This window comes from Fulverythrobacter fulvus (assembly GCF_037154085.1).
Taxonomy (GTDB): Bacteria; Pseudomonadota; Alphaproteobacteria; order Sphingomonadales; family Sphingomonadaceae; genus Andeanibacterium; species Andeanibacterium fulvum.
Genome location: NZ_JBANRM010000002.1, coordinates 178386 through 199075, shown reverse-complemented (window position 1 = coordinate 199075; position 20690 = coordinate 178386). Strand labels below are relative to the sequence as shown.

The window sequence follows — 20690 nt, the reverse complement described above, 5'->3', positions numbered from 1 at the left end:
CCTCCTTTAACGGCCTCTGAATTGTCCGATCAGGCCGCTGCAAGGCACCGTCCTGTCGCCAATTTGATTCGGACTGGCGATAAAACAAGATTCTGTGTGGAAAATGAGGCAAGCCCCGCTTGTCGCCCCTACCAGTGGTAGATAGGGCCATTGGGCAGTATGAGCGCTCCGCTGATCTCGCCCTCGATCCTCTCGGCCGACTTTTCCCGGCTTGGCGAAGAAGTGCGCGCGATCGACGCAGCCGGTGCCGACTGGATTCATGTCGACGTGATGGACGGGCATTATGTGCCCAATCTCACCATCGGCCCGGCAGTGGTGAAGGCGCTGCGTCCGCACACGACCAAGCCGTTCGACGTGCATCTGATGGTCTCTCCGGTCGATAACTGGCTGCAGGAATTCGCCGATGCCGGGGCCGATATCATCACGGTCCATCCCGAGGCGGGTCCCCACATCCATCGCACGGTGCAGGCGATCAAGGCGCTGGGCAAGAAAGCGGGCATCTCGCTCAATCCCGGCACGCCGGCCAAGATGCTCGATTACCTGCTGGAGGATATCGACCTCGTCCTGGTGATGAGCGTCAATCCCGGTTTCGGCGGGCAGAGCTTCATTCACAGCCAGCTCAAGAAGATCGAGGCGATCCGCAAGCGGATCGACCAGATGGGGCTTCAGGTTCATCTCGAAGTCGATGGCGGGGTGAACGAGGAAACGGCCCGCCTGTGCGTCGATGCCGGGGCCGATGTGCTGGTGGCGGGATCGGCTACCTTCAAGGGCGGGCCCGATCGATATGCCGCCAACATTGCCGCCCTCAAGGGAGGCGGGTGATGGAGCAGGTCGCCAGCCAACCGCGTCTCGCGCTTGATGGCGACCCCGCTGCGTCGCAGGATTCTAACATGGCCGTGCCGCTTTCCACACCCGGTGCGGAACCGCTCGCCACTCACGCCCCGTCCGATGACGGCATGTATGACATTCCCGCCAGCGAACTGATCGAGCCCGGCCGTTCGCTTGTCCTCAGCGATATCCAGCCACCTGCGCTGAGCGCGGGCGAGAAGCTGATCCGCCTCGCCTATCGCATGGGCGTTCCTGGCTCTGCCATCGTTTCGCCCTTCCGCAAGCCCGCCAAGCCGCGCCTGCTTGCCACTGTCGAAAGTCCGCTGCCGGGCGACCGTGTGGCCGGGGTTGCGCTTCGGGCCGGGCATTTCCTGATCCACGGGCTGAAGGCTCCGATCGGGCAGATGGACTTCACGCCCGCCGCGCGGCTTACCCCGCCGTTTGAGCGGACGATCCATGGCTTCGACTGGCTGAGAGACCTTTCATCCAGCGCCCCGCGCGAACAATGCGCTCCCACGGCGGAACGGATCGCTGCTGCCTGGCTCGATGCCAATGCGCATCCCGGCAAGGGCGCGGCGTGGAGCGTGGGCAACGCCGGGCACAGGCTGCTGAACTGGCTGGTCCATGCCCCGCTGGTGCTGTCGGGCACGGACAAGGCTTTGCGCGGCCGGATGCTGGCGGCGATGAACGAGACGGCGCGCTGGCTCGACCGGGCCGTGCTGCGCGCGGAAGACCGGCTGGCCGAAACCGCCGGTTGGTGCGCGATTGTCGCCGCCGGGCTGCTGTTGCCCGATGGCAAGCCGCGCCGCCTGTATGGCGAGGCGGGCCTGATCAAGGCACTGGGCGAACTGGTGGGCGACGATGGCGGCGTGCTTTCGCGCAGTCCGCTGGCGCAGATGGAGGCAATCGGACTGCTGGTCGATCTGACTGCCTGCTACCGCGCCACGCGCCGCGATCCGCCCGAGGCAGTGGACGCCATGCTGCATCTGCTGGTGCCGCCGCTGCTTTCGCTGACCCATGGGGACGGCTCGCTGGGCAACTGGCAGGGCGCAGGCGCAGTCTCCGCGGATGTGCTGGCCGGATTGATCGAGGCAAGCGGCGTGCGCACCCGTCCGCTCAAGGATGCGCGCCAGTGGGGCTATCAGCGAGTGACTGCCGGCAAGGCGGTGCTGCAGATGGATGCCGCCCCGCCGCCGCTCGCTCGCCACACGCGCAGCGGTTGTGCTTCCACCCTGGCGTTCGAGCTTTCGGATCGCGGACAGCGGATCATCGTCAATTGTGGCGGTGCGGCCTTTGCCGGCGGGCAGGTGCCGGTGCGGATCGAAAGCGGTCTGCGCGCCACGGCAGCCCATTCCACGCTGGTGCTGGACGATGTGAATTCCACCGCCGTGCTGATCAGCGGCAAGATCGGTTCCGGCGTCAACGAAGTAGAACTCGACCGGCGGATGATGCAGGACGAGAAGGGCGGTGCGGCCACGCGGATCGAGGCGAGCCATGATGGCTATGCCCAGCGCTATGGCCTGATTCACCGCCGCATCCTGATCCTGCGGGACGATGGCACCGAACTGCGCGGGGAAGATTTGTTGCTTCCCGTCGGCCGCAAGGGCAAGCGCGGCAAGGTGCCCTTCGCGATTCGCTTCCATGTCGGGCCGGGTGTAGAACTGCGTCTGTCGGAAACCGGCACTGGCGCGGGGCTCGCCCTTCCGGATGGAAGCTACTGGCAGTTCCTTGCCGGCGCCGGCGCGCTGGAAGAAGGCGAGCTGGCAGTCGAGGAGAGCTTGTGGGTCGATGGCGGCGGACGGCCGCAGGCGATCCAGCAACTGGTGTTGCAGGGAATGGTGTCGCGCGGCGGGGGAAGCTTCTCCTGGCTGCTCAAGCGAATGGGATGAATCCGGTGAGCAACGTAACAATCAAGCGGGCGCTGCTGTCAGTGTCCGACAAGGGCGGTTTGGTGGAACTGGGCCAGGCACTGGCGCGGCATGGCGTGGAACTGGTCTCCACCGGCGGCACGGCCAAGGCCCTGCGCGAGGCGGGCCTTGCGGTGATGGACATTTCGGAGCTGACCGGCTTTCCCGAAATGATGGATGGCCGGGTGAAGACCCTGCATCCCAAGGTCCATGGCGGGCTGCTGGCCGTGCGTGACAATGCCGAGCACGTCGCCGCGATGGTCGAGCATGAAATCGGCGCGATCGACCTGGTGGTCGTCAATCTCTATCCCTTCGAAGCGACCGTGGCGCGCGGCGCCGAGCGTGAAGAGGTGATCGAGAATATCGACATTGGCGGACCTTCCATGGTCCGCTCGGCCGCGAAGAACCATGGCTTCGTCACCATTCTCACCGATCCGGCCGACTATGCCGAAGTGATCGCGGAAATGGACGCCACGGGCGGCGGCACCTCGCTGGCGTTCCGCATCCGCATGGCGGGCAAGGCCTATGCGCGCACCGCTTCCTACGATGCGGCGATCGCCAACTGGTTCGCCTTTGGCGACGCATGGTCCAACCCGCTGGGTGCCGAAGCGCTCAAGGCCACGCCGTTCCCCGCAGCCTTGCCGCTGGCGTTCAAGCGCGAGGCGGAGCTGCGGTATGGCGAAAATCCGCACCAGATCGCGGCGGTCTATCTCCCGCAGGCGACCAATGTGAAGGGCATTGCCCAGGCCGAGCAGTTGCAGGGCAAGGAACTGTCCTACAACAATTTCAACGATGCCGACGCCGCGCTGGAACTGGTGAGCGAGTTCCGGGGTGGCGATCCGGCAGTCGTGATCGTCAAGCATGCCAATCCGTGCGGCGTGGCGCAGGCGGGTAGCCTGCTCGAAGCCTATAATGCCGCCTTCGATTGTGACCGGATTTCGGCATTTGGCGGCATCGTGGCAGTCAATCGCCCGCTCGACGGGCCGACGGCGGAAGCCATCACCTCGATCTTCACGGAAGTGGTGATCGCCCCCGGTGCGGACGATGCTGCCCGCGCGATCTTCGCCCAGAAGAAGAACCTGCGCCTGCTGCTGACGGGCGAACTGCCCGATCCGGCCCGCCCCGGCCTCACGCTCAAGACCATTGCGGGCGGCCTGCTGGTCCAGAGCCGAGACAATGGCGAGATCAAGCTGTCCGACTTGAAGGTCGTGACGAAGCGCGCGCCGACCGAGCAGGAATTGAAGGATTGCCTGTTCGCCTGGACGGTGGCCAAGCATGTGAAGTCCAATGCCATCGTCTATGCCAAGGACGGCGTGACGGCGGGCATCGGCGCGGGCCAGATGAACCGGCGCGATTCCTCCCGCATCGCCGCAATCCGTGCGCGTGAAGCGGCGGAGGAGGCCGGTTGGCCGCAGCCCCGCACCGTGGGCAGCGCCGTGGCATCGGATGCGTTCTTCCCCTTCCCCGACGGCCTGCTGGCCGCTGCCGAAGCGGGCGCGACAGCCGTGATCCAGCCCGGCGGTGCCATGGGTGACGACAAGGTGATTGCTGCGGCCGATGAGGCTGGCCTCGCCATGGTATTCACCGGAATGCGCCACTTCAGGCACTGATCCGGCAGGCACAGCCCTGTCATTCGTCGCTGAATCCGCTCGATTCGCGGATTCAGCCCTTGAACCGGCCCTGTCGGGAACCGAACTCGCGCTCCGTCGTCAATGCGACGGGGCGGCTTTCAGCTGTCCTTTCGCACCCGAGGCCGTTCACGCCCGGGCAATGGTTTTGCGTTAGACAAAGGCGATCCGAAGATCGCGAAGAGCTGAAAGTTACCCCTCATGGGCCTTTTCACTGCCGACCTTTACCGTTCCTTCGCCATCGGCTTTGGCCTTGGGGGTCTTGCTGTCGCGATCGCAATCGCAACCCAGACCCTGATAGCGTGATGAACCGGAAGACACCCAGCAGAACGCTCCTTTTCGCAGCATCGCTGTTCCTTTCCGCAGCCTGCACTCAGCCCGCCTTCGCGGAAGACGTGGTGCTGGCCCCCGCCGCTAAGCTCGCGGCACAGGAAAGCGGAATGCAGGCCGCGATCTTTGCCGGCGGCTGCTTCTGGGGCATCGAGGCAGTGTTCAGTCACACGAAAGGCGTGTCCAGTGCCGTCTCGGGCTATCACGGCGGCAGCAAGGCTGACGCAGTTTACAGCACGGTGAGCGATGGCAAGACGGGCCATGCCGAAGCGGTGAAAGTGACATACGACCCCAAGGTCGTCCGTTACGATCAGTTGCTGCGCATCTTTTTCTCGGTAGGCGCCGATCCCACTACCCTCAATTACCAGGGCCCCGATCAAGGCACGCAATATCGCAGCGCGCTGGTGCCCCTGAATGCGGAGCAGACAAAGGTCGCCAAGGCCTATCTGGCGCAGATGGGCAAATCTGGCGTGTGGAAGTCCCCCATCGTCACGAAGATCGAGGCCTACAAGGTCTTCTACCCGGCCGAGCAGTACCATCAGGACTTCATGAAGAAGAATCCCAACCAGGGTTACATCGTCCGGTGGGACAAGCCGAAGGTCGCGGCGCTGAAGAAATTGTTCCCCAACCAATATAGCGCCACTTTCAAGGCCGGCTGATCAGAAGCGGCAAGATTGCGGGCCGGGCCTGCAATCCCTATATCTCCCGTATGGCCGGGCATCATCATCACGAACATTCGGGCGACAAGCTGGTGAACGCCGCGCGTTCCGCCCTCACGGACGCGGGCGAGCAGTGGACCGACATGCGCGCGGATGTGTTCGAGGCGCTGGCCGCCTATGAGAAGCCAGCATCGGCCTATGACATTGCCGAAAGCCTTTCCGCCAGCCGCGGCAAGCGCGTGGCGGCCAACAGCGTCTATCGCATTCTGGACCTGTTCGTGCGCACCAATCTCGCCAACCGGATCGAAAGCGCCAATGCCTATCTGGTCAATACCCATCCCGGTTGCCGCCACGATTGCATCTTCCTGATCTGCGACAAATGCGGCCAGGCCACTCATTTCGACGATGACAGAATCACCGGCAGCTTGCGCGATGCCGGGCAGAAGAACGGCTTTGCCGATGTCCGCCCGGTCGTGGAATTGCGCGGCCTGTGCGATAGCTGCGCGGCCTGAGCGGCCTGCCGCAACATTCTGCAAGAAATTGCACCATAGTGCGTAACACTCACCTAGCGTTCGACACTGCTTTGACCTTGGGGTAACAGGGGCCGATGTCCAATCCTCCCGCCACGCCGTTGCTCGATACGGTCGATATTCCTGCAGACCTGCGCCAGCTCAAGCCGGGGCAGCTGCGCCAACTGGCGGATGAACTGCGGCAGGAAATGATCTCTGCGGTGGGCTCCACCGGAGGGCATCTGGGTTCCGGCCTCGGTGTGGTCGAATTGACCGTGGCGATCCATTACGTGTTCAACACGCCGGATGACCGGCTGATCTGGGACGTGGGCCACCAAGCCTATCCGCACAAGATCATCACTGGCCGGCGCGACCGTATCCGCACCCTGCGTCAGGGCGGCGGGCTGTCGGGCTTCACCAAGCGCAGCGAAAGCGAATACGATCCGTTCGGCGCCGCGCATTCCTCCACCTCGATTTCGGCGGGCCTCGGCTTCGCCATCGCCAACAAGCTGGCGGGTACGCCGGGCAAGGCCATCGCGGTGATCGGTGACGGCGCGATGAGCGCGGGCATGGCCTATGAGGCGATGAATAATGCGGAAGCCGCCGGCAATCGGCTGGTGGTGATCCTCAATGACAACGACATGTCGATTGCGCCGCCGGTGGGCGGGCTTTCGGGCTATCTCGCGCGGCTGGTTTCCAGCGCGCAATTCCTCGGCCTGCGCGATCTGGCGAAGAAATTCGCCCGTCGCCTACCCGCCCCGCTGCATCGCGCGGCGAAGAAGACGGACGAATTCGCACGCGGCATGGCCATGGGCGGCACCTTGTTCGAGGAACTGGGCTTCTATTACGTCGGCCCCATCGACGGGCACGATCTGGACCAGCTGGTGCCGGTGCTGGAGAATGTCCGCGATGCGGCGGAGGGGCCGTGCCTGATCCATGTCGTGACGCAGAAGGGCAAGGGCTATGGCCCCGCCGAACAGAGCGCCGACAAATATCACGGCGTCCAGAAGTTCGATGTCATCACCGGCGAACAGAAGAAGAGCGCGGGCGGCCCGCCTAGCTACACCGGCGTTTTTGCCAATGCGCTGATGGCCGAAGCGGCGCAGGATGACCGCATTTGCGCGATCACGGCGGCCATGCCGTCGGGCACCGGGCTCGACAAGTTCGCCGAGGCCTATCCGGATCGCACGTTCGATGTCGGCATTGCCGAACAGCACGCGGTTACCTTTGCCGCCGGGCTTGCCGCGCAGGGCATGAAGCCTTTCTGTGCGATCTATTCCACCTTCCTGCAGCGCGCCTACGATCAGGTGGTGCACGATGTGGCGATCCAGAACCTGCCGGTGCGCTTTGCCATTGACCGTGCGGGTCTGGTCGGTGCCGACGGAGCGACCCATGCGGGCAGCTTCGATGTGACCTATCTCGCCAGCTTGCCCAATTTCGTGGTGATGGCCGCCGCTGATGAGGCGGAATTGGTTCACATGACGCACACGGCCGCCTACTATGACGATGGCCCCATCGCCTTCCGTTATCCGCGCGGCAATGGCGTTGGCGTGCCGCTGCCCGAAGTTCCGCAGATGCTCGAAATCGGCAAGGGCCGCGTGGTGCGCGAAGGGACCAAGATCGCCCTGCTCTCGCTCGGCACTCGCCTTGCCGAAGCGCTCAAGGCGGCCGACCAGTTGGAGGCCAAGGGCCTTTCCACCACGGTGGCCGATCTGCGCTTCGCCAAGCCGCTGGACAGCGAGCTGATCCGCCGCCTGATCGCCACGCATGAAGTGGTGTTAACGATGGAGGAAGGCTCCATCGGCGGCCTCGGCGCCCATGTGCTGACCATGGCCAGCGACGAAGGGCTGACCGATAGCGGCCTGAAAATCCGCACCCTGCGCCTGCCGGACATCTTCCAGGATCAGGACGCGCCGGAGAAGCAGTATGACGAAGCCGGGCTGAACGCGAGCGGGATCGTCGATACGGTGCTGAAGGCGCTGCGGCACAATTCGGCCGGCGTGGAAGAGGCGCGGGCCTGATTGGCAACTTGCCCGAATGGCTTGCGCCTACAGCTTTTGTGGGCATTTGCCTCGCGGTTTGGGTGACTATGGCGGTACGCAATACCCGTAAACAGGCCGCGCGAACTTTGTCTCGCAGAACGAATCCTAATCGCGATCAATTTCTTTTGCTGATGGCGCCTGATGTAAGCCGTATTACTGCCGAGTTTTTGTGGGAATCCGCATCGTTTTATCTGGAGCCTCGTTTGGCTCCGCACCCAGAAGACGATCTTGTCCGCGATCTGCCAATTGATGGCGATGATTGGAGCATGGACTGGCCTGCCGAGTTTGCGAGGCGCCGGGGCTTTGACGAAAAGGATCTTCCCGCTTGGCCGGAAGGTTGGCCGGTAACTCTACGCAACTATGGTAAGTGGTTGGACATGGGTTTAAGCGAGAGGTGTCATTAGGCTTTCCTACCCCACCCAACGCCAGATTCCAGCCGGAACCCCGGCAGCGTGGATATGGCCGTAAGTCGCTGCCAACCACAGGACCAGCGCGATCAGCCATAGGGGCAGGCCGACCGAAGCCAGCTTGCCCCAGCGCGGCCAGAAGCTCGTGCGGGCTTCCCATTGCTCCCAGGCAGTGCCCAGCAGTTCGGCCTTTTTGCGGTCCTGCAAATGGCTGCCGACCAGTGCAAGGATCAGGATGGCAGTGGCGACGATGGCAGTGCGCGCGCTCCAGCCGATCAGGATATGGGCAATGGCCCACAGCGCGATGCCCCACATCATCGGATGGCGCGTTACCGCGAAGACGCCGGTCGGGCTGGCCGCCGCGATCTTCTCCATGGGCGTCTCGGGCATGGCCGGATTGCCGCGAAACGAGCCGAACAGCAGGACCAGCGCTGCCAGAGTGAGCAGGCTCGCCAATATCCAGGAAACATCGCCCGCCATTCCGCTCAGTCCGCCACTGCCCGGAGGCGCGGCGCGAAAGGCCAGCACCATCCAGATCAGGCTGGCGAAGGCGACCAGCGAATAGAGGCCAAGGAACGGCTTTTCACCCAGTACACGCACCAGCGGCGCGCGAAGCGGGTGAGACAGCACGAAATGCCCGCCCGTAAAGGCAGTCGAAGCGGCAATCAGCGAAACGAGCGACGGGTCCATCGGGTACCTCCCTCGCCGGCGATCATCTCACCAATCGTAAGCCTTGGGCAAGGCGCCTTCCTGCGGTGTCCGATAACGGTCGCGCAGCTTGGTCTGGTGGCTTTCCAGCGGCTGTTCCACCCCGTCCACGAATACGCGCATCGGGGCGGAATTGAGTTCCAGCGGGTCGCCGTCCCAGATCACCACATCGCCTGTCGCGCCGGGCTTCAGCACGCCCATACCGGGCATACCGCTGATCTCGGCCGGGACGGAACTGATCGCGGCGAATGCCTGGCCCCAGCTCAGTCCGCTGGCGCCGGGCAGCTTTGTCAGCGCCACCAGATTGCCCGCCTGCTGCGGGGCATAGCGCGGCTGGTTCATGTCGAAGAAGCGGCCGATAGCCACTTTCACCCCGGCAGCATGCATGCGGCCGACATTGGACTGGGTCGCGGCCAATTGTTCGAACTGGGCGGGCAGGTCGTTCAGGGCATTGGCGATTACCGGTACTTTCGCCGCCGCGATTTCCTTGGCTACCATCCAGCCTTCGCTCGCCCCGGCAAGGACGAGATCGAGCTTCGGGAAATCCTGCCGCAGCTTCAGCACTGCCAGAATATCGGCGGCGCGCTCGACATGGACGTAAAGCGGTTGGCGACCTTCCACTATGGGGATCAACGCCGCCGCATCGGGCCGGTTGAGCAGCGCATCGTCGTTCCTGCCGTTGCGCCCGGCAAGATCCTGTGCTTCGGCAAGGGCATTGCGGAACGTGACATGAGCGGCTGTGCGGCTGCCTCCGGCCAGCCCGCCACCGCCTTCGCCAAGCTCGACATATTGGAAGGCACGCGGCTTCACCACTGGTTCGCTGTCCGCGCCGAGGTCTATCACCGCGCCCTGCCCGGCGAAGATCGCATTGCCGGAACGGGGGAATACGCTGGCCCGCGTCACCCCGCCCGCACGGCTGACCTTGATGTTCTGCGCCAGTGGGTTGACCACCGGGGCAATGTCCAGTGCGGCACTGAACACCGATCTGTCGGCGCTGATGTCGCGGCTCTGATCCACCGCATCGACATCGTACAGGCCGAGGTCGGTGAGGGCCGAGAACAGGCCGGGCGTCACCCATTTGCCGGTGCCGTCGATCTGCTCGACGCCCTGTGGCACGGCGATGTCCTTGCCCACGGCCGCCACCTTGCCTCCACGCACCACCAAGGTGGCATCGGGGATCGGCTCGCTCCCGTCGCCCAGCGCGACGGTGGCGTGTGTGATGGCGAAATCCTGCGCGGCGGCTGGGGCTGCCATCGCAAATGCGGCTGCGGCGGCCAGAAGGGTGGGAAGGCGCGTCATTTCACGTCTCCTTCACCGGGCTGGCCCAGTTCGAAATCGCTCACCGGGCGGCGCTGGGGATCGAGCGCGTCGAACATCAGCGCGCCGTCGACCCAGACCTTTTCGGGCCGCGAATAGACCGATAGCGGATTGCCGTTCCACAGCACCACATCGGCCATCTTGCCGCTTTCGAGACTGCCGGTCACCTTGTCGATGCCCATGGCCTTGGCGGGATTGAGCGTGAACCAGCCGACGACCTGTGCGTCTGGAATGTCGATGCCGATGCGCCTGCCTGCGGCCTGCGCCTTGGCGGCTTCCTGATTGAGACGCTGGATGCCGTTCTCGTCATCGGAATGGATGATGACACAGGCCCCCGCCTGCTGGATCAGCGCGGCATTTTCCGGGATTGCATCATAGGCTTCCATCTTGAAGCCGTACCAATCGGCCCACACGGCGGAGCAGACATTGGCCTGCCGCAGGAGGTCCGCGATCTTGTAGCTTTCCACCGCGTGGTGGAAGGCCGTGACCTTGTAGCCCATCTCCTTGGCCATATCGAGGACAAGGGCCATCTCGTCCGCGCGATAGCAATGGTTCTGGACGAGGATGTCGCCATCCAGCACTCCGGCAAGTGTCTCCATCGCAAGGTTGCGTTCCTTGCGGTCGCCCTCGGCATATTTCTTTGCCTCGAACCAGGTCTTCCGGTTGACCGCGAAATTGCCCATCCGCGTCATCGGCGAGCGGCCCTGGCTGCCATAGACGCGCTTGGGGTTTTCCCCGCAGGCCATCTTGAGGCTGTAAGGCGCACCGGGGAATTTCATCCCCTGCACCGTGCGGCTGGGCACGTTCTTGAGCGTGACGGAGCGCCCGCCCATCAGATTGCCCGAGCCCGGCAGGATCTGCAGCGCGGTCACCCCGCCATTGGCCAATGCGCGAGTAAAGCCCGGATCCTGCGGCCATACGCTGTGTTCGGCCCAGACCTGCGGGGTGGCCGGATCGGTCATCTCATTGCCGTCTTCGTGAGAGGCAACGGCGGGGGAAGGATAGTCGCCCAGATGGGAATGGATGTCGATCACGCCAGGGGTGACGAACTTACCCGTCCCGTCAATGCGGGAATAACCCTCGGGAATGGTGAGCGAGGCATTGCCTACCGCGACGACCTTGCCTTCCGAAAACAGCACCGTGCCCTTGTCGATCCGGCCGCCCTTGCCGTCATAGATCGTGGCGCCCACCAGCGCGGTTGGCGTGCCGGGATAGGGGCGATAGGTCGAGGGGTAGGGCTGGTCCTTGGCGTCGTCTTTCTTCGCTTCGGCCTTGGCAGGAGGGGGAGCGGCGTTTGCGCTCTTTACTGCGCCTTTGTTGCCTGTGCATGCGCCCAGTGCCAGCGCCCCTACCAAAGCTGCGCCGATTACCGCCTTGCTCAATCCCATCGCTTGGCTCCGCCTCAGTTCGGTTGCTTCGTGGCCGGGTGGATACCCGCTGCCTCGGCTTCGCCGGCTTGCGCTTCGCCCAGCAGATCGTCGCCGACATTGTCGTCGCTCAGCGTGTCGAGATGCATCAGCTTCTTCACCAGCGGGCTCACGACCAATACGCCGATACCCACGGCAACCGCGATCCAGCCGATCTGGCTATAGACATCGAGCACCACCTGCTGACCTGCGCCTTCGCCGCTGGCCCTTTCCGAACCAGTGGCGGCCGCGATCAGCCCGGCGGCGAAATTGCCGGTGGCCGAGGCGAAGAACCAGGTGCCCATGATCAGGCTGGCCATATGGGCCGGAGCGAGCCGGTTCATGGCCGAAAGCCCGACCGGGGAGAGGCACAGCTCGCCCGTGGTGTGGAGCAGGTAGATCAGGAAGATGAACAGCACCGCCGTCTTCGCGCCGTCTCCGCCCAGTGCCGCGCCTGCCACCAGCACCAGGAAGCCCGCGCCGAGCTGGATCATGGCGAGGCCGAACTTGGCGGGAGTGGAAGGCTCCAGCTTGTGGCGGCCCAGCCAGGTCCACAGGGCGGCGAAAAGCGGGCCGAGCAGCACGATGTAGATCGCGTTGATCGACTGGAACATCGATGCCGGCACGCCCCAGCGGTCCACATAGCGGTCCGTATAGAGGTTGAGGCTGGAGCCGGCCTGTTCGAACAGCGCCCAGAACAGGATCGAGCCGATGATCAGGAACATAGCGGCGAAAATCCGGTCGCGCTCATGCGGGGTGAGCTTGATCACCGCGGTGAGCAGGACATAGCCGACCAGGATCGCACCGGCGATCATCAGCAGCCAGCCGACGAGATCCTGATACTGGATCAGGAGCCAGATCACCGCGACCGAGGCGACGCCGATGGCGTAGATCGACCATTCGCGCGGTTTGGCCAGGGGCGCGGGCGGCTCGCCCCGGCCCAGCAGCAGCGGCTTGAACACAGTGAACACGATCAGGCCCAGCAGCATGCCGACGCCCGCCGCGCCGAAGCCGTAGCTCCAGCCATAGGTTTGGCCCAGATAGCCGCACAGCAGCGAGCCGAGCGCGGCGCCCAGATTGATGCCGACATAGAAGATCGTATAGGCGCCGTCGCGCCGCACGTCGGTGCGGGGATAGAGCTGCCCGACAATCACCGAGATATTGGCCTTCAGGAAGCCTGAGCCCACGATGATAAAAGACAGCGCCAGCCAGAAGAGGCTGAGGCTGGCCGCATCCTGTCCGCCGTCCCCTTCGAAGCCCATCAGGAAGTGGCCGAAAGTCAGCAGCACGGCGCCATAGGCGACGGCCTTGCGCTGGCCCAGATAGCGATCGGCCAGATACCCGCCCAGCACGGGGGTGATGTAGACCAGCGCCGTATAGGCGCCGTAGATCACGCCGGATTCACCGTCCGAGAACAACCAGTGCTGTGTCAGGTAGAAGATGAGCAGGGCGCGCATCCCGTAATAGGAAAAACGCTCCCACATTTCGGCGAAGAACAGGACGAAAAGCCCCTTGGGATGCCCCAGGAAGGTTCCGCGGGCATCTCCGCTTTCCGCATATTGGCTGGCCATCGGCGCTTGGTCCCCATTTATTATGCGTCTGCCGGGCAGGCCCGGTCTGGCGAATGGGTTACCCTACCGGAAAAGGCTGGCTTGTGAAGCGGGCTTGTTGCATTCGTAACCGAATTGCGACCGCCACACCCGCGCGCGTCTTGACCTGCCCCGCTGTATTATGGCACTGATGCACCTCGCGCTCTCGGGCGGAAATCGCAGGACCAGCCATCAGGATCGACCATGTCGCAAGCCAATCGTCCCGTCTATCTGAAGCTGCGCGATCTGATCGCTGCGGCGATCATAGAGGGGCGCTATGCCGAGGGCGACATGCTGCCATCCGTGCGTGCCTTCGCGGCCGAGCAGGGCGCCAATCCGCTCACCGTGGCCAAGGCCTATCAGCAGTTCCAGATCGACGGGCTGGTGGAAGTGCAACGCGGCGTCGGCATGTTCGTGGTGGCAGGCGCGGCGGAGAAGTTGCGCCGGGCCGAGCGCGAGGCGTTTCTCGCGCAGGAATGGCCCGAAATCAGGGCGAGGATGCAGCGTCTGGGGATCGCCACTGCGGATTTGCTCAACAGCGCATGAGCGGAGGCGGGATCGGGAAGGTTTCCCGATCGAATTGTCCCATTCCTGCCCGCCATATCCGGGATTTGACCTAACTCATTGCAACAAGGGGCGGCCTCTGGCAGTTTTGCCCATTGGCGCATGAATCGCCATGCCCCAGGGGGTTGGAACGATGATCAGATCCGAATTGCTGCAGGCACTGGCGAAGGACAATCCCGAGCTGCGCGCTGACGAGATCGAACAGGTCGTCGATATTTTCTTCGACGAGATTGCCCAGCGGCTCGCGGAAGGCGGCCGAGTGGAACTGCGCGGCTTCGGTGCCTTTTCTACCAGACAGCGCGAAGCCCGCACCGGCCGTAATCCGCGCAGCGGGGACGCGGTTAGTGTCCCGTCCAAGCGCGTGCCCTATTTCAAGCCGGGCAAGGAAATCCGCGAACGCCTGAACAAATAGGCCGCCGCTACCCTAGTCTTCCTCCAGCTGCATCCCATCCGGATTGCCGGGCCTCTTCCGCTTGCGGAAGGGGCCGGGGCTGTGTCTGAAGCCTTGTCCCTGGCTTGGTCTGAAGCCCCGGAACGTGGCGACAAAAGAAAGGGCGCGGGCCCTTGTGGACCCGCGCCCCTGTCCGTCCGTCCCCGCCTGCGCGGGGAGCGGGATCAGAATTTGCGTTCGACGGAAACCGACCAGGTCCGCGGTTTGCCGGGGACGCCGGAGACGATCCCGAGCGACGTCGTCGCATCGCTGACCGACTGGAAGTAGTACTTGTCGAACAGGTTCTGGACCTCCAGCGAAACCTTCCAGTCGCTATCCTTGTCCGTCCAGGAAAGACGGCCATTGCCGATGAAACGCCCGGGAATTTCCGACCAGGACGTATTTTCGGCAGTGGTGAACAGCTTGCCCTGATAGGAGCCATCGAAACGAATGCCGAATGTGCCGACATCGGTTTCATGGTCATACTGGATGCCGATCGAGTAGGACACTTCAGGCGTGTAGGGAGTAATCCCGTCAGCCGGAATCGAGCTTCCGACCAGCACCGGAGGCGTCCCGGTAGTGGGGCTGGTGTATTTGAAGTTGAGGTAGCTGAAGCTGCCGTCGATCGAGAGCCCGTCGACCGGGAAGATCGAGGCTTCGAGTTCAAGGCCCTTCACGTCCGCGGAGCCGATGTTGTCGGGCCGCAGACACGGCGAAGGCAGCGACGATTCCGGACATACCAGCTTGCCCAGAGTGATGTCGTTGTACTTGTTGATGAAGCCCGCGCCGTTCAAACGCAGCCTGCGATCGAACAGGTCCGCCTTGAAACCGACTTCATAGGTAGTGAGCGTTTCCGGATTGAACGCCAGCGCCTGGTCGGCAACGAAGGGACGCGGATTTACGCCGCCGCCCTTGAAGCCGGTCGAGACCGAGGCATAGGCGAGGAACTCTTCCGAGAAACGATAGTCGCCAACGATGCGCCAATCCCAGCGATCGCCCTCGAAGGTGCCGGTAACGTCGTAAATGCCGGCGAGGAGGCAGTTGGGCTCCGAATAGGGGCCGTTCGCGACAAAGCAGTTGAAGCCGTTGGGAAGGGTACCGTCCGGATTGCGCCGGAAGTAGGTATAGTCCTTCTTGTCCTTCGTGTAGCGCAGGCCGCCGGTGATGCTCATGGCGTCGGTCGGGTGCAGCGTCACCGTGCCGAACACCGCCTTCGTGGTGCTGGGGGTGGAGTCCGGGCCGTGAAGGAAGTCGATCGTCGGATTGACGTAATTCAGATCGACGCGGGCGGTGTAGGTACCTTCCTGATTGAGGTAGTAACCGCCGACAGTGCCTTCAACCAGACCGTCGCCCGCACTGAAGTTGAGCCGGACTTCCGAACTGAACGCGTGATGGTCCAGCTGGTTGTCGAGCTGTGCAATGGGGACCGGCGTGCCGTCCTGGTCCTGGCCGAATTTCGAAGTGTAGGCCCTGTACGAACCGATATAGACCAGCTGCACATTGTCGCTGATGTCGTAGGTGAAGTTGCCGTGGACGCCCCAACCCTGGAACTGGGTGATCGGCAGCGCGAAATAGGGCTTGAAGGGTGCCTGAACCGAAGGGTCCATCGCATCCATGAAGTTCGAATAGCTGACGAACCGCGGATCGTAGCCCTGGAGATTGCCCCCCGTGTCGCAGCTATAGGGCCCAGCGGGCACAAAACGGCAATCGAGAGGAACAGGCTGGCCATTCTTGCCGACCAGCAGCGGTGTTCCGTTACCGTCGACTGACTGACCGGTCGAAGTGGGATCGAAATTGCCGCTGGCTGCGCCCGCTGCCAGCAGAACCACCGGGATCGCTTCCGACTTCTCGCGGGTATAGTCGCCCGAAATGTTCACTTCGAGAGTGTCGACCGGCGTCCAGCGCAGTGCGGCGCGGCCGGCGATGATGTTCTGGCCACCCATGGACGCGTAATCGGCGTTTCCGGATCCACGAGAGTTGTTGCCGACATTGACGTTCGAAGTGGGATGCGTCTGGCCATAGTCGAGCATCGCGACGTAGCCGTCGTTCCCGCGGGACATTCCCGACACGCGCATCGCCAGGTTAGGGGTAATGGCGAAATCGGCCATGCCGCGAACGCTCAGTTCGTTATACGAACCGTATTCGACCTTCAGCGAACCCGAACCATCGCCTTTCGGCTTGGCGCTGAACAGTTTGATCGCGCCGCCAATCGCGTTCTTGCCCGCCAGCGTGCCTTGCGGACCGCGCAGGATTTCAACACGATCGAGGTCGATCAGTTCGAGCAGCGAGCTCGACAGGGTGGGAATATAGACGTCGTCGATATAGACGCCGACACCCGGATCGAGCGCGTAGTTGAAGTCGGTCTGGCCGACGCCGCGAATGAAGGCGATCAGGCCCGAGCCGCCGTTCTGCGGCTGCGGTCGCAGTGACACGTTCGGTGCCTGTGCCGCGACCTGCGAAATGTCGGTCTGGCCGCGCGCTTCGAGCATCTCGGCGTTGACCGCCGTGATCGCGATCGGCGTATCCTGCAGCTTGGCCTCGCGGAATTCCGCGGTCACAATGATTTCGTTGGGGCGAACCGCGCTGGTGTCCTCCCCTTCATCTTGCGCAAAAGCCGGCGTGGCCATGCTGGCCGCAATGGCCAGCGAAGACACGACGCCCATAATCCTGAGCTTCATGTAAACATCCTCCCAAACCGGAGCCGAACCGGCCCCGAATTCTCACCAATTATCCCGCGCGGCCCCGGCTGTTGCCCGAGCGTCCGCGAAAGACCCCAGTGGGGAGGCTTCCCGATGAGCGCATTCATGGCGCCCAATTTTCCTCCCCATTCCTGCCAAGTAGCCCTGAACAGAGGCGGCGCAAAGAGCCCAGAACGCAACCGACATACAGAAAGCGAACTTGATGTTACTATGAGGCAACACTGGAAAAGCCCGGAAATACGACGAAATTTGACTAAGTCCGGATTGAACGTTTCGCTCCCGGGCAAGACGTTTCGGGGTGAAGCAAGTAAACCGCAGACAAGATAAAGAGCCCATCGGGAGAGGCTAAATATGCGAAATTGCTTGTATAAGAGGCGCCCGTGTCGGGTTTGATGCTGGACGGGATGGCCTCCGCAGAAGGCGGCAACGCGGCGCCCCACTCCTTCGCTTACGAGCTACGCGTGTTGCTTTTGCTCGGTCTGGCATTCGGCTTCGCCTATTTCGACCGCATGGCGATGACGTTCCTCGGTCCCTTCGTGATCGAGGACCTTTCGCTCAGCAATACGGAGGTCGGCGCTCTCGGATCGGGGCTTTCGGTGACATGGGCGCTGGGCGCCTATTTCGTCGGGCGGTGGTCTGACTCTATCGGCGCGCGCAAGCCCTTCCTCCTGGCGGCACTGGTGATCTTCTCCTTCTGTTCGGTGATGTCGGGGCTCGCCTGGAACTTCGGCACGCTGTTTGCCACGCGCGTGGTGATGGGCGCTGCGGAAGGGCCGTTCCTGCCGATCTGTCTCGCGATCATGGCTGCGGCCTCGGCAGAGGGGCGGCGCGGGCTCAATGCCGGGATGGTGCAGAATGTCTTCGGGTCGCTGCTGGGTACTGCAGTGGCTCCGATCGTGCTGGTGTGGCTGGCAGAGGCCTATGGCTGGCGTGTCGCCTTCTATCTGGCGGGCGTGCCGGGGCTGATCCTGGCCCTGCTGATCTGGCGCTTCGTGGCCGAACCGCCCCGTGCGGCCGCCCCGGCGGCGGCAAAGGCGCGCGATGCCTCGCTTTCGCCGTGGCACATGCTGGCGGAGCGCAATGTGCTGTTATGCTCCGTCCTCAGCTGTTTCGCGGTGGGCTCGGCCGTGGTCGGCTCGATCTTCATGCCGCTCTATCTCGACGGGCCGCGTGCCATCGATCCCACGACCTGGAAGTGGATGATGGCGGTTGTCGGCCTGTGCCCCGGCGTGGGCGCGGTGGTGCTGGCCGCCTTGTCCGACCGGATCGGACGCAAGCCGCCGATGATCCTGGGGGGTTTTCTGATGGCGCTGCCGCCGCTGGCACTGCTGCTCGTTCCGGGCACGCCCGCCATGCTCACGGCGCTGATGTTCCTGGGCTGGATGGGCATGGGGATATTTCCGCTCTTCATGGGCGTCGTCCCAGCCGAGACGCTGGGCGGTGCCCGCGCCGCGACCGCCATGGGGCTCGTCGTCGGTATCGGCGAGCTGACCGGCGGTGTGCTTGGCCCGATTCTGGCCGGGTGGCTCGCCGACAGCTTCAGCCTCGACGTGGCCCTGTGGCTGCAGGCCGGGCTCGCCTTGGCGGGCGGGCTGACCGCGCTGCTGCTTTCCGAAACCAATCCGCGCGTGCTTGCCCGCCGCGCTCAAGCGAGTCCGCTCCATGCCTGAGAAGCAGAATGTCATTATCGTGGGCGCAGGCCCGGTCGGCTTCCTTACGGCGCTGGGGCTTGCCCGGCAGGGGATAGAGGTGACCGTGCTCGACGCGGAAAGGGAAGTGAACACGTCCCCCCGCGCGGCCGTCTATTATCACACCACGCTTTCGATCCTGAACAAGCTGGGCGTGGCCGACGATGCGCATGAAATCGGTCTGCCCAGCACAGAGTTTCGCATGCACTGGCTGGCGACCGGCGAAAAAATGAGCTCCGACATGCGCGAGACGCTCGATCCCGGTCAGGAATACGATCACAATCTCCATTTCGGGCAGCACGTATTGGCCGAACTGGTGATGAAGCACCTTGCCCGCCTGCCGCATACGCAGGTGCTGTGGGGCCACAAGGTCACGGCAATGGACCAGTCGGCCGATGCCGTGACCCTGACGGTCGAGACGGACGATGGCGTGAAGCAGATGGCAGCCCATTGGGTAATCGGCACCGATGGCGCGCGTTCCACCATTCGGCGGCTGATGGGGCTGGAATTCGAAGGCATCACCTGGCCCGACCGCTTCGTTGCGACCAATATCGAATATCCGTTTCTGGAAAACGGCTTCTGCAACGCCAACATGGTGGTCGATCCGGTGAACTGGGCCGTGGTCGGCAGGCTGGGGCGAGAGAATTTGTGGCGCCTGACCTATGGCGAGGATGCGGAACTGGATGAGGCATCCATCCTCGAACGCCTGCCGGAGCGTTTCGCGGCGATCCTGCCCGATCCGTCCATCCCTTATCGGATCGACAATTTCTCCCCCTATCGCGTGCATCAGCGCAGCGCGCCCACCTATCGCGTGGGCCGTGCGCTGCTGGCGGGCGATGCGGCCCATGCCTGCAATCCCTGCGGGGGGCTGGGGCTGACCGGCGGGGTGCTGGATGCCGATGCGCTGAGCGATGTGCTGGGCGCGGTGATCCATGGCAAGGCGGCTGGCGGCGTGCTCGATTTCTATTCGCAGGAGCGGCGCCGGGTGTTCCTCGAAGTCGCTTCTCCCCTGTCTTCCAATTTCAAGCGCTTGCTTTCGGAGAGCGATCCGGTGCAGCGGGCCAGGGACAAGGAACAGATGCTGGCGGAAGGGGAAAAGGGCGGAGCCGAGATCCGCGCTTCCTCGCTCGCCGAGCTGATGAAGGGCCAGCCGATGCCGGTTCCCGCGCCCGCGATACAGGAAGACGCATGAGCGAGTTTGCCTACAGCACCGAAGGGTTCGAACGCACCGTCTATCGCATCGACGGGGTGGAGAGCGTGGTCTACGAAATCGGCGAGGGGGAACCCTGCGTCTATTTCCACGGTGGCGGCACTTATCACGGCTTCGAATGGGCCCGCGATTTCGCCGATTCCTTCCGCATGATCCTGCCGATCCACCCCAATTTCGGCGAAAGCGGCGATGCCGATTTCAGCGGCATTGGCGATTATGTGATGCATTACGAAATGCTCTTCGCCGCGTTGGGTCTGGAGACGTTCCACCTGATGGGTGCGTCCATGGGCGGCCATTTCGCCGCGCGCTATGCCGGGGAACATTGGGAAGAGATCGACAAGCTGGTGCTGGTTTCCCCCGCCGGGTTGAAGAGCGACAAGGCCGCCATTCCCGATTTCTCGCAGATCGCGCCCGAAGAACTGCCCGGCTGGTTCGTGGAAAGCCGCGAATGGCTGGAACCCTATTGGCCTGCGCAGCCCGGCCCGGAATGGCTGGCCCTACGCCAGCGCGAGGGTGAGGCAGCGTTCCGCACGCGTGAAGACCTTGCCGTCACCGATGCGAAATTGCGCGAATTGCTCAAGGGCTTCGATCGGCCGGTGCTGCTGTTGTGGGGCGGGGATGACCGGATCGTGCCGCCCGGCTTCATTCCCGAATGGCAGGGTTTGCTGCCCGATGCCCAAGTGGCCGTGATCCCCGGCGGGGCGCACCTGCTGCTTGACGAGAACATGGCCGCCCGCAAGGCGGCAAAGGACTTCCTGCTGGGGTGAGC

General features: G+C 63.6%; 17 protein-coding genes. 12 read left to right on the top strand and 5 right to left on the bottom strand.

The annotated features are described in order from the left end of the window. Window positions 1-159: 159 nt before the first annotated feature. From rpe to WFP36_RS06570, 7 genes are all read left to right on the top strand, one after another. Window positions 160-822 (top strand): ribulose-phosphate 3-epimerase, encoded by a 663-nt coding sequence (rpe, locus tag WFP36_RS06600; RefSeq protein WP_336979005.1) that lies wholly within the window; start codon window positions 160-162, stop codon window positions 820-822. Then, on the top strand, window positions 822-2717 hold the full coding sequence (locus WFP36_RS06595; protein WP_336979002.1) for a heparinase II/III family protein: 1896 nt from the start codon (window positions 822-824) through the stop codon (window positions 2715-2717). The genes rpe and WFP36_RS06595 overlap by 1 nt, the downstream gene beginning before the upstream one ends. 5 nt (window positions 2718-2722) lie before the next feature. Then, on the top strand, window positions 2723-4345 hold the full coding sequence (purH, locus tag WFP36_RS06590; RefSeq protein ID WP_336979000.1) for a bifunctional phosphoribosylaminoimidazolecarboxamide formyltransferase/IMP cyclohydrolase: 1623 nt from the start codon (window positions 2723-2725) through the stop codon (window positions 4343-4345). 323 nt (window positions 4346-4668) lie between these two features. Next, window positions 4669-5352, top strand: coding sequence for a peptide-methionine (S)-S-oxide reductase MsrA (gene msrA / locus WFP36_RS06585; RefSeq protein ID WP_336978998.1), 684 nt, complete (start codon window positions 4669-4671; stop codon window positions 5350-5352). Between the two features lie 50 nt (window positions 5353-5402). After that, window positions 5403-5864 (top strand): Fur family transcriptional regulator, encoded by a 462-nt coding sequence (locus tag WFP36_RS06580; protein ID WP_336978995.1) that lies wholly within the window; start codon window positions 5403-5405, stop codon window positions 5862-5864. 95 nt (window positions 5865-5959) lie between these two features. Then, the gene (dxs, locus tag WFP36_RS06575; protein WP_336978993.1) at window positions 5960-7882 is read left to right on the top strand and encodes a 1-deoxy-D-xylulose-5-phosphate synthase; all 1923 of its coding nucleotides are present in this window, start codon (window positions 5960-5962) and stop codon (window positions 7880-7882) included. Window positions 7883-7950: 68 nt separating this feature from the next. After that, window positions 7951-8307: a hypothetical protein gene (locus tag WFP36_RS06570; protein ID WP_336978991.1), complete on the top strand. Its 357-nt coding sequence runs from the start codon at window positions 7951-7953 to the stop codon at window positions 8305-8307. Between the two features lie 6 nt (window positions 8308-8313). On the opposite strand, the gene WFP36_RS06565 is transcribed toward WFP36_RS06570, so the two are convergent. Genes WFP36_RS06565 through WFP36_RS06550 form a run of 4 tightly spaced genes read right to left on the bottom strand, consistent with a single transcriptional unit; the run spans window position 8314 to window position 13312 of the window. Further along, entirely contained in the window at window positions 8314-9000 is a 687-nt protein-coding gene (locus tag WFP36_RS06565; RefSeq protein ID WP_336978989.1) for an NnrU family protein, read from the bottom strand. Between the two features lie 27 nt (window positions 9001-9027). Continuing rightward, window positions 9028-10317, bottom strand: a complete 1290-nt coding sequence (locus tag WFP36_RS06560; protein WP_336978987.1) for an amidohydrolase family protein — start codon at window positions 10315-10317, stop codon at window positions 9028-9030. After that, entirely contained in the window at window positions 10314-11723 is a 1410-nt protein-coding gene (locus tag WFP36_RS06555; protein ID WP_336978986.1) for an amidohydrolase, read from the bottom strand. The genes WFP36_RS06560 and WFP36_RS06555 overlap by 4 nt, the downstream gene beginning before the upstream one ends. Before the next feature lie 14 nt (window positions 11724-11737). Next, window positions 11738-13312, bottom strand: coding sequence for a peptide MFS transporter (locus tag WFP36_RS06550; protein WP_336978984.1), 1575 nt, complete (start codon window positions 13310-13312; stop codon window positions 11738-11740). A 222-nt stretch (window positions 13313-13534) separates the two neighbouring features. Here WFP36_RS06550 and WFP36_RS06545 point away from each other — a divergent pair, with 222 nt between their 5' ends. Further along, window positions 13535-13876: a GntR family transcriptional regulator gene (locus WFP36_RS06545; RefSeq protein ID WP_336978982.1), complete on the top strand. Its 342-nt coding sequence runs from the start codon at window positions 13535-13537 to the stop codon at window positions 13874-13876. A gap of 151 nt (window positions 13877-14027) precedes the next feature. Continuing rightward, on the top strand, window positions 14028-14306 hold the full coding sequence (locus tag WFP36_RS06540) for an integration host factor subunit beta (RefSeq protein WP_336978980.1): 279 nt from the start codon (window positions 14028-14030) through the stop codon (window positions 14304-14306). A gap of 203 nt (window positions 14307-14509) precedes the next feature. Here WFP36_RS06540 and WFP36_RS06535 read toward each other — a convergent pair whose 3' ends face one another. After that, a complete protein-coding gene (locus tag WFP36_RS06535) occupies window positions 14510-17002 on the bottom strand; it encodes a TonB-dependent receptor (RefSeq protein WP_336978977.1) in 2493 nt (830 codons plus the stop codon). 401 nt (window positions 17003-17403) lie between these two features. Here WFP36_RS06535 and WFP36_RS06530 point away from each other — a divergent pair, with 401 nt between their 5' ends. Genes WFP36_RS06530 through WFP36_RS06520 form a run of 3 tightly spaced genes read left to right on the top strand, consistent with a single transcriptional unit; the run spans window position 17404 to window position 20688 of the window. Continuing rightward, window positions 17404-18693: an MFS transporter gene (locus tag WFP36_RS06530; protein ID WP_336978975.1), complete on the top strand. Its 1290-nt coding sequence runs from the start codon at window positions 17404-17406 to the stop codon at window positions 18691-18693. Further along, the gene (locus WFP36_RS06525) at window positions 18686-19903 is read left to right on the top strand and encodes an FAD-dependent oxidoreductase (RefSeq protein WP_336978974.1); all 1218 of its coding nucleotides are present in this window, start codon (window positions 18686-18688) and stop codon (window positions 19901-19903) included. The genes WFP36_RS06530 and WFP36_RS06525 overlap by 8 nt, the downstream gene beginning before the upstream one ends. After that, entirely contained in the window at window positions 19900-20688 is a 789-nt protein-coding gene (locus tag WFP36_RS06520; RefSeq protein ID WP_336978972.1) for an alpha/beta fold hydrolase, read from the top strand. The genes WFP36_RS06525 and WFP36_RS06520 overlap by 4 nt, the downstream gene beginning before the upstream one ends. The last annotated feature ends 2 nt before the right edge of the window (window positions 20689-20690 follow it).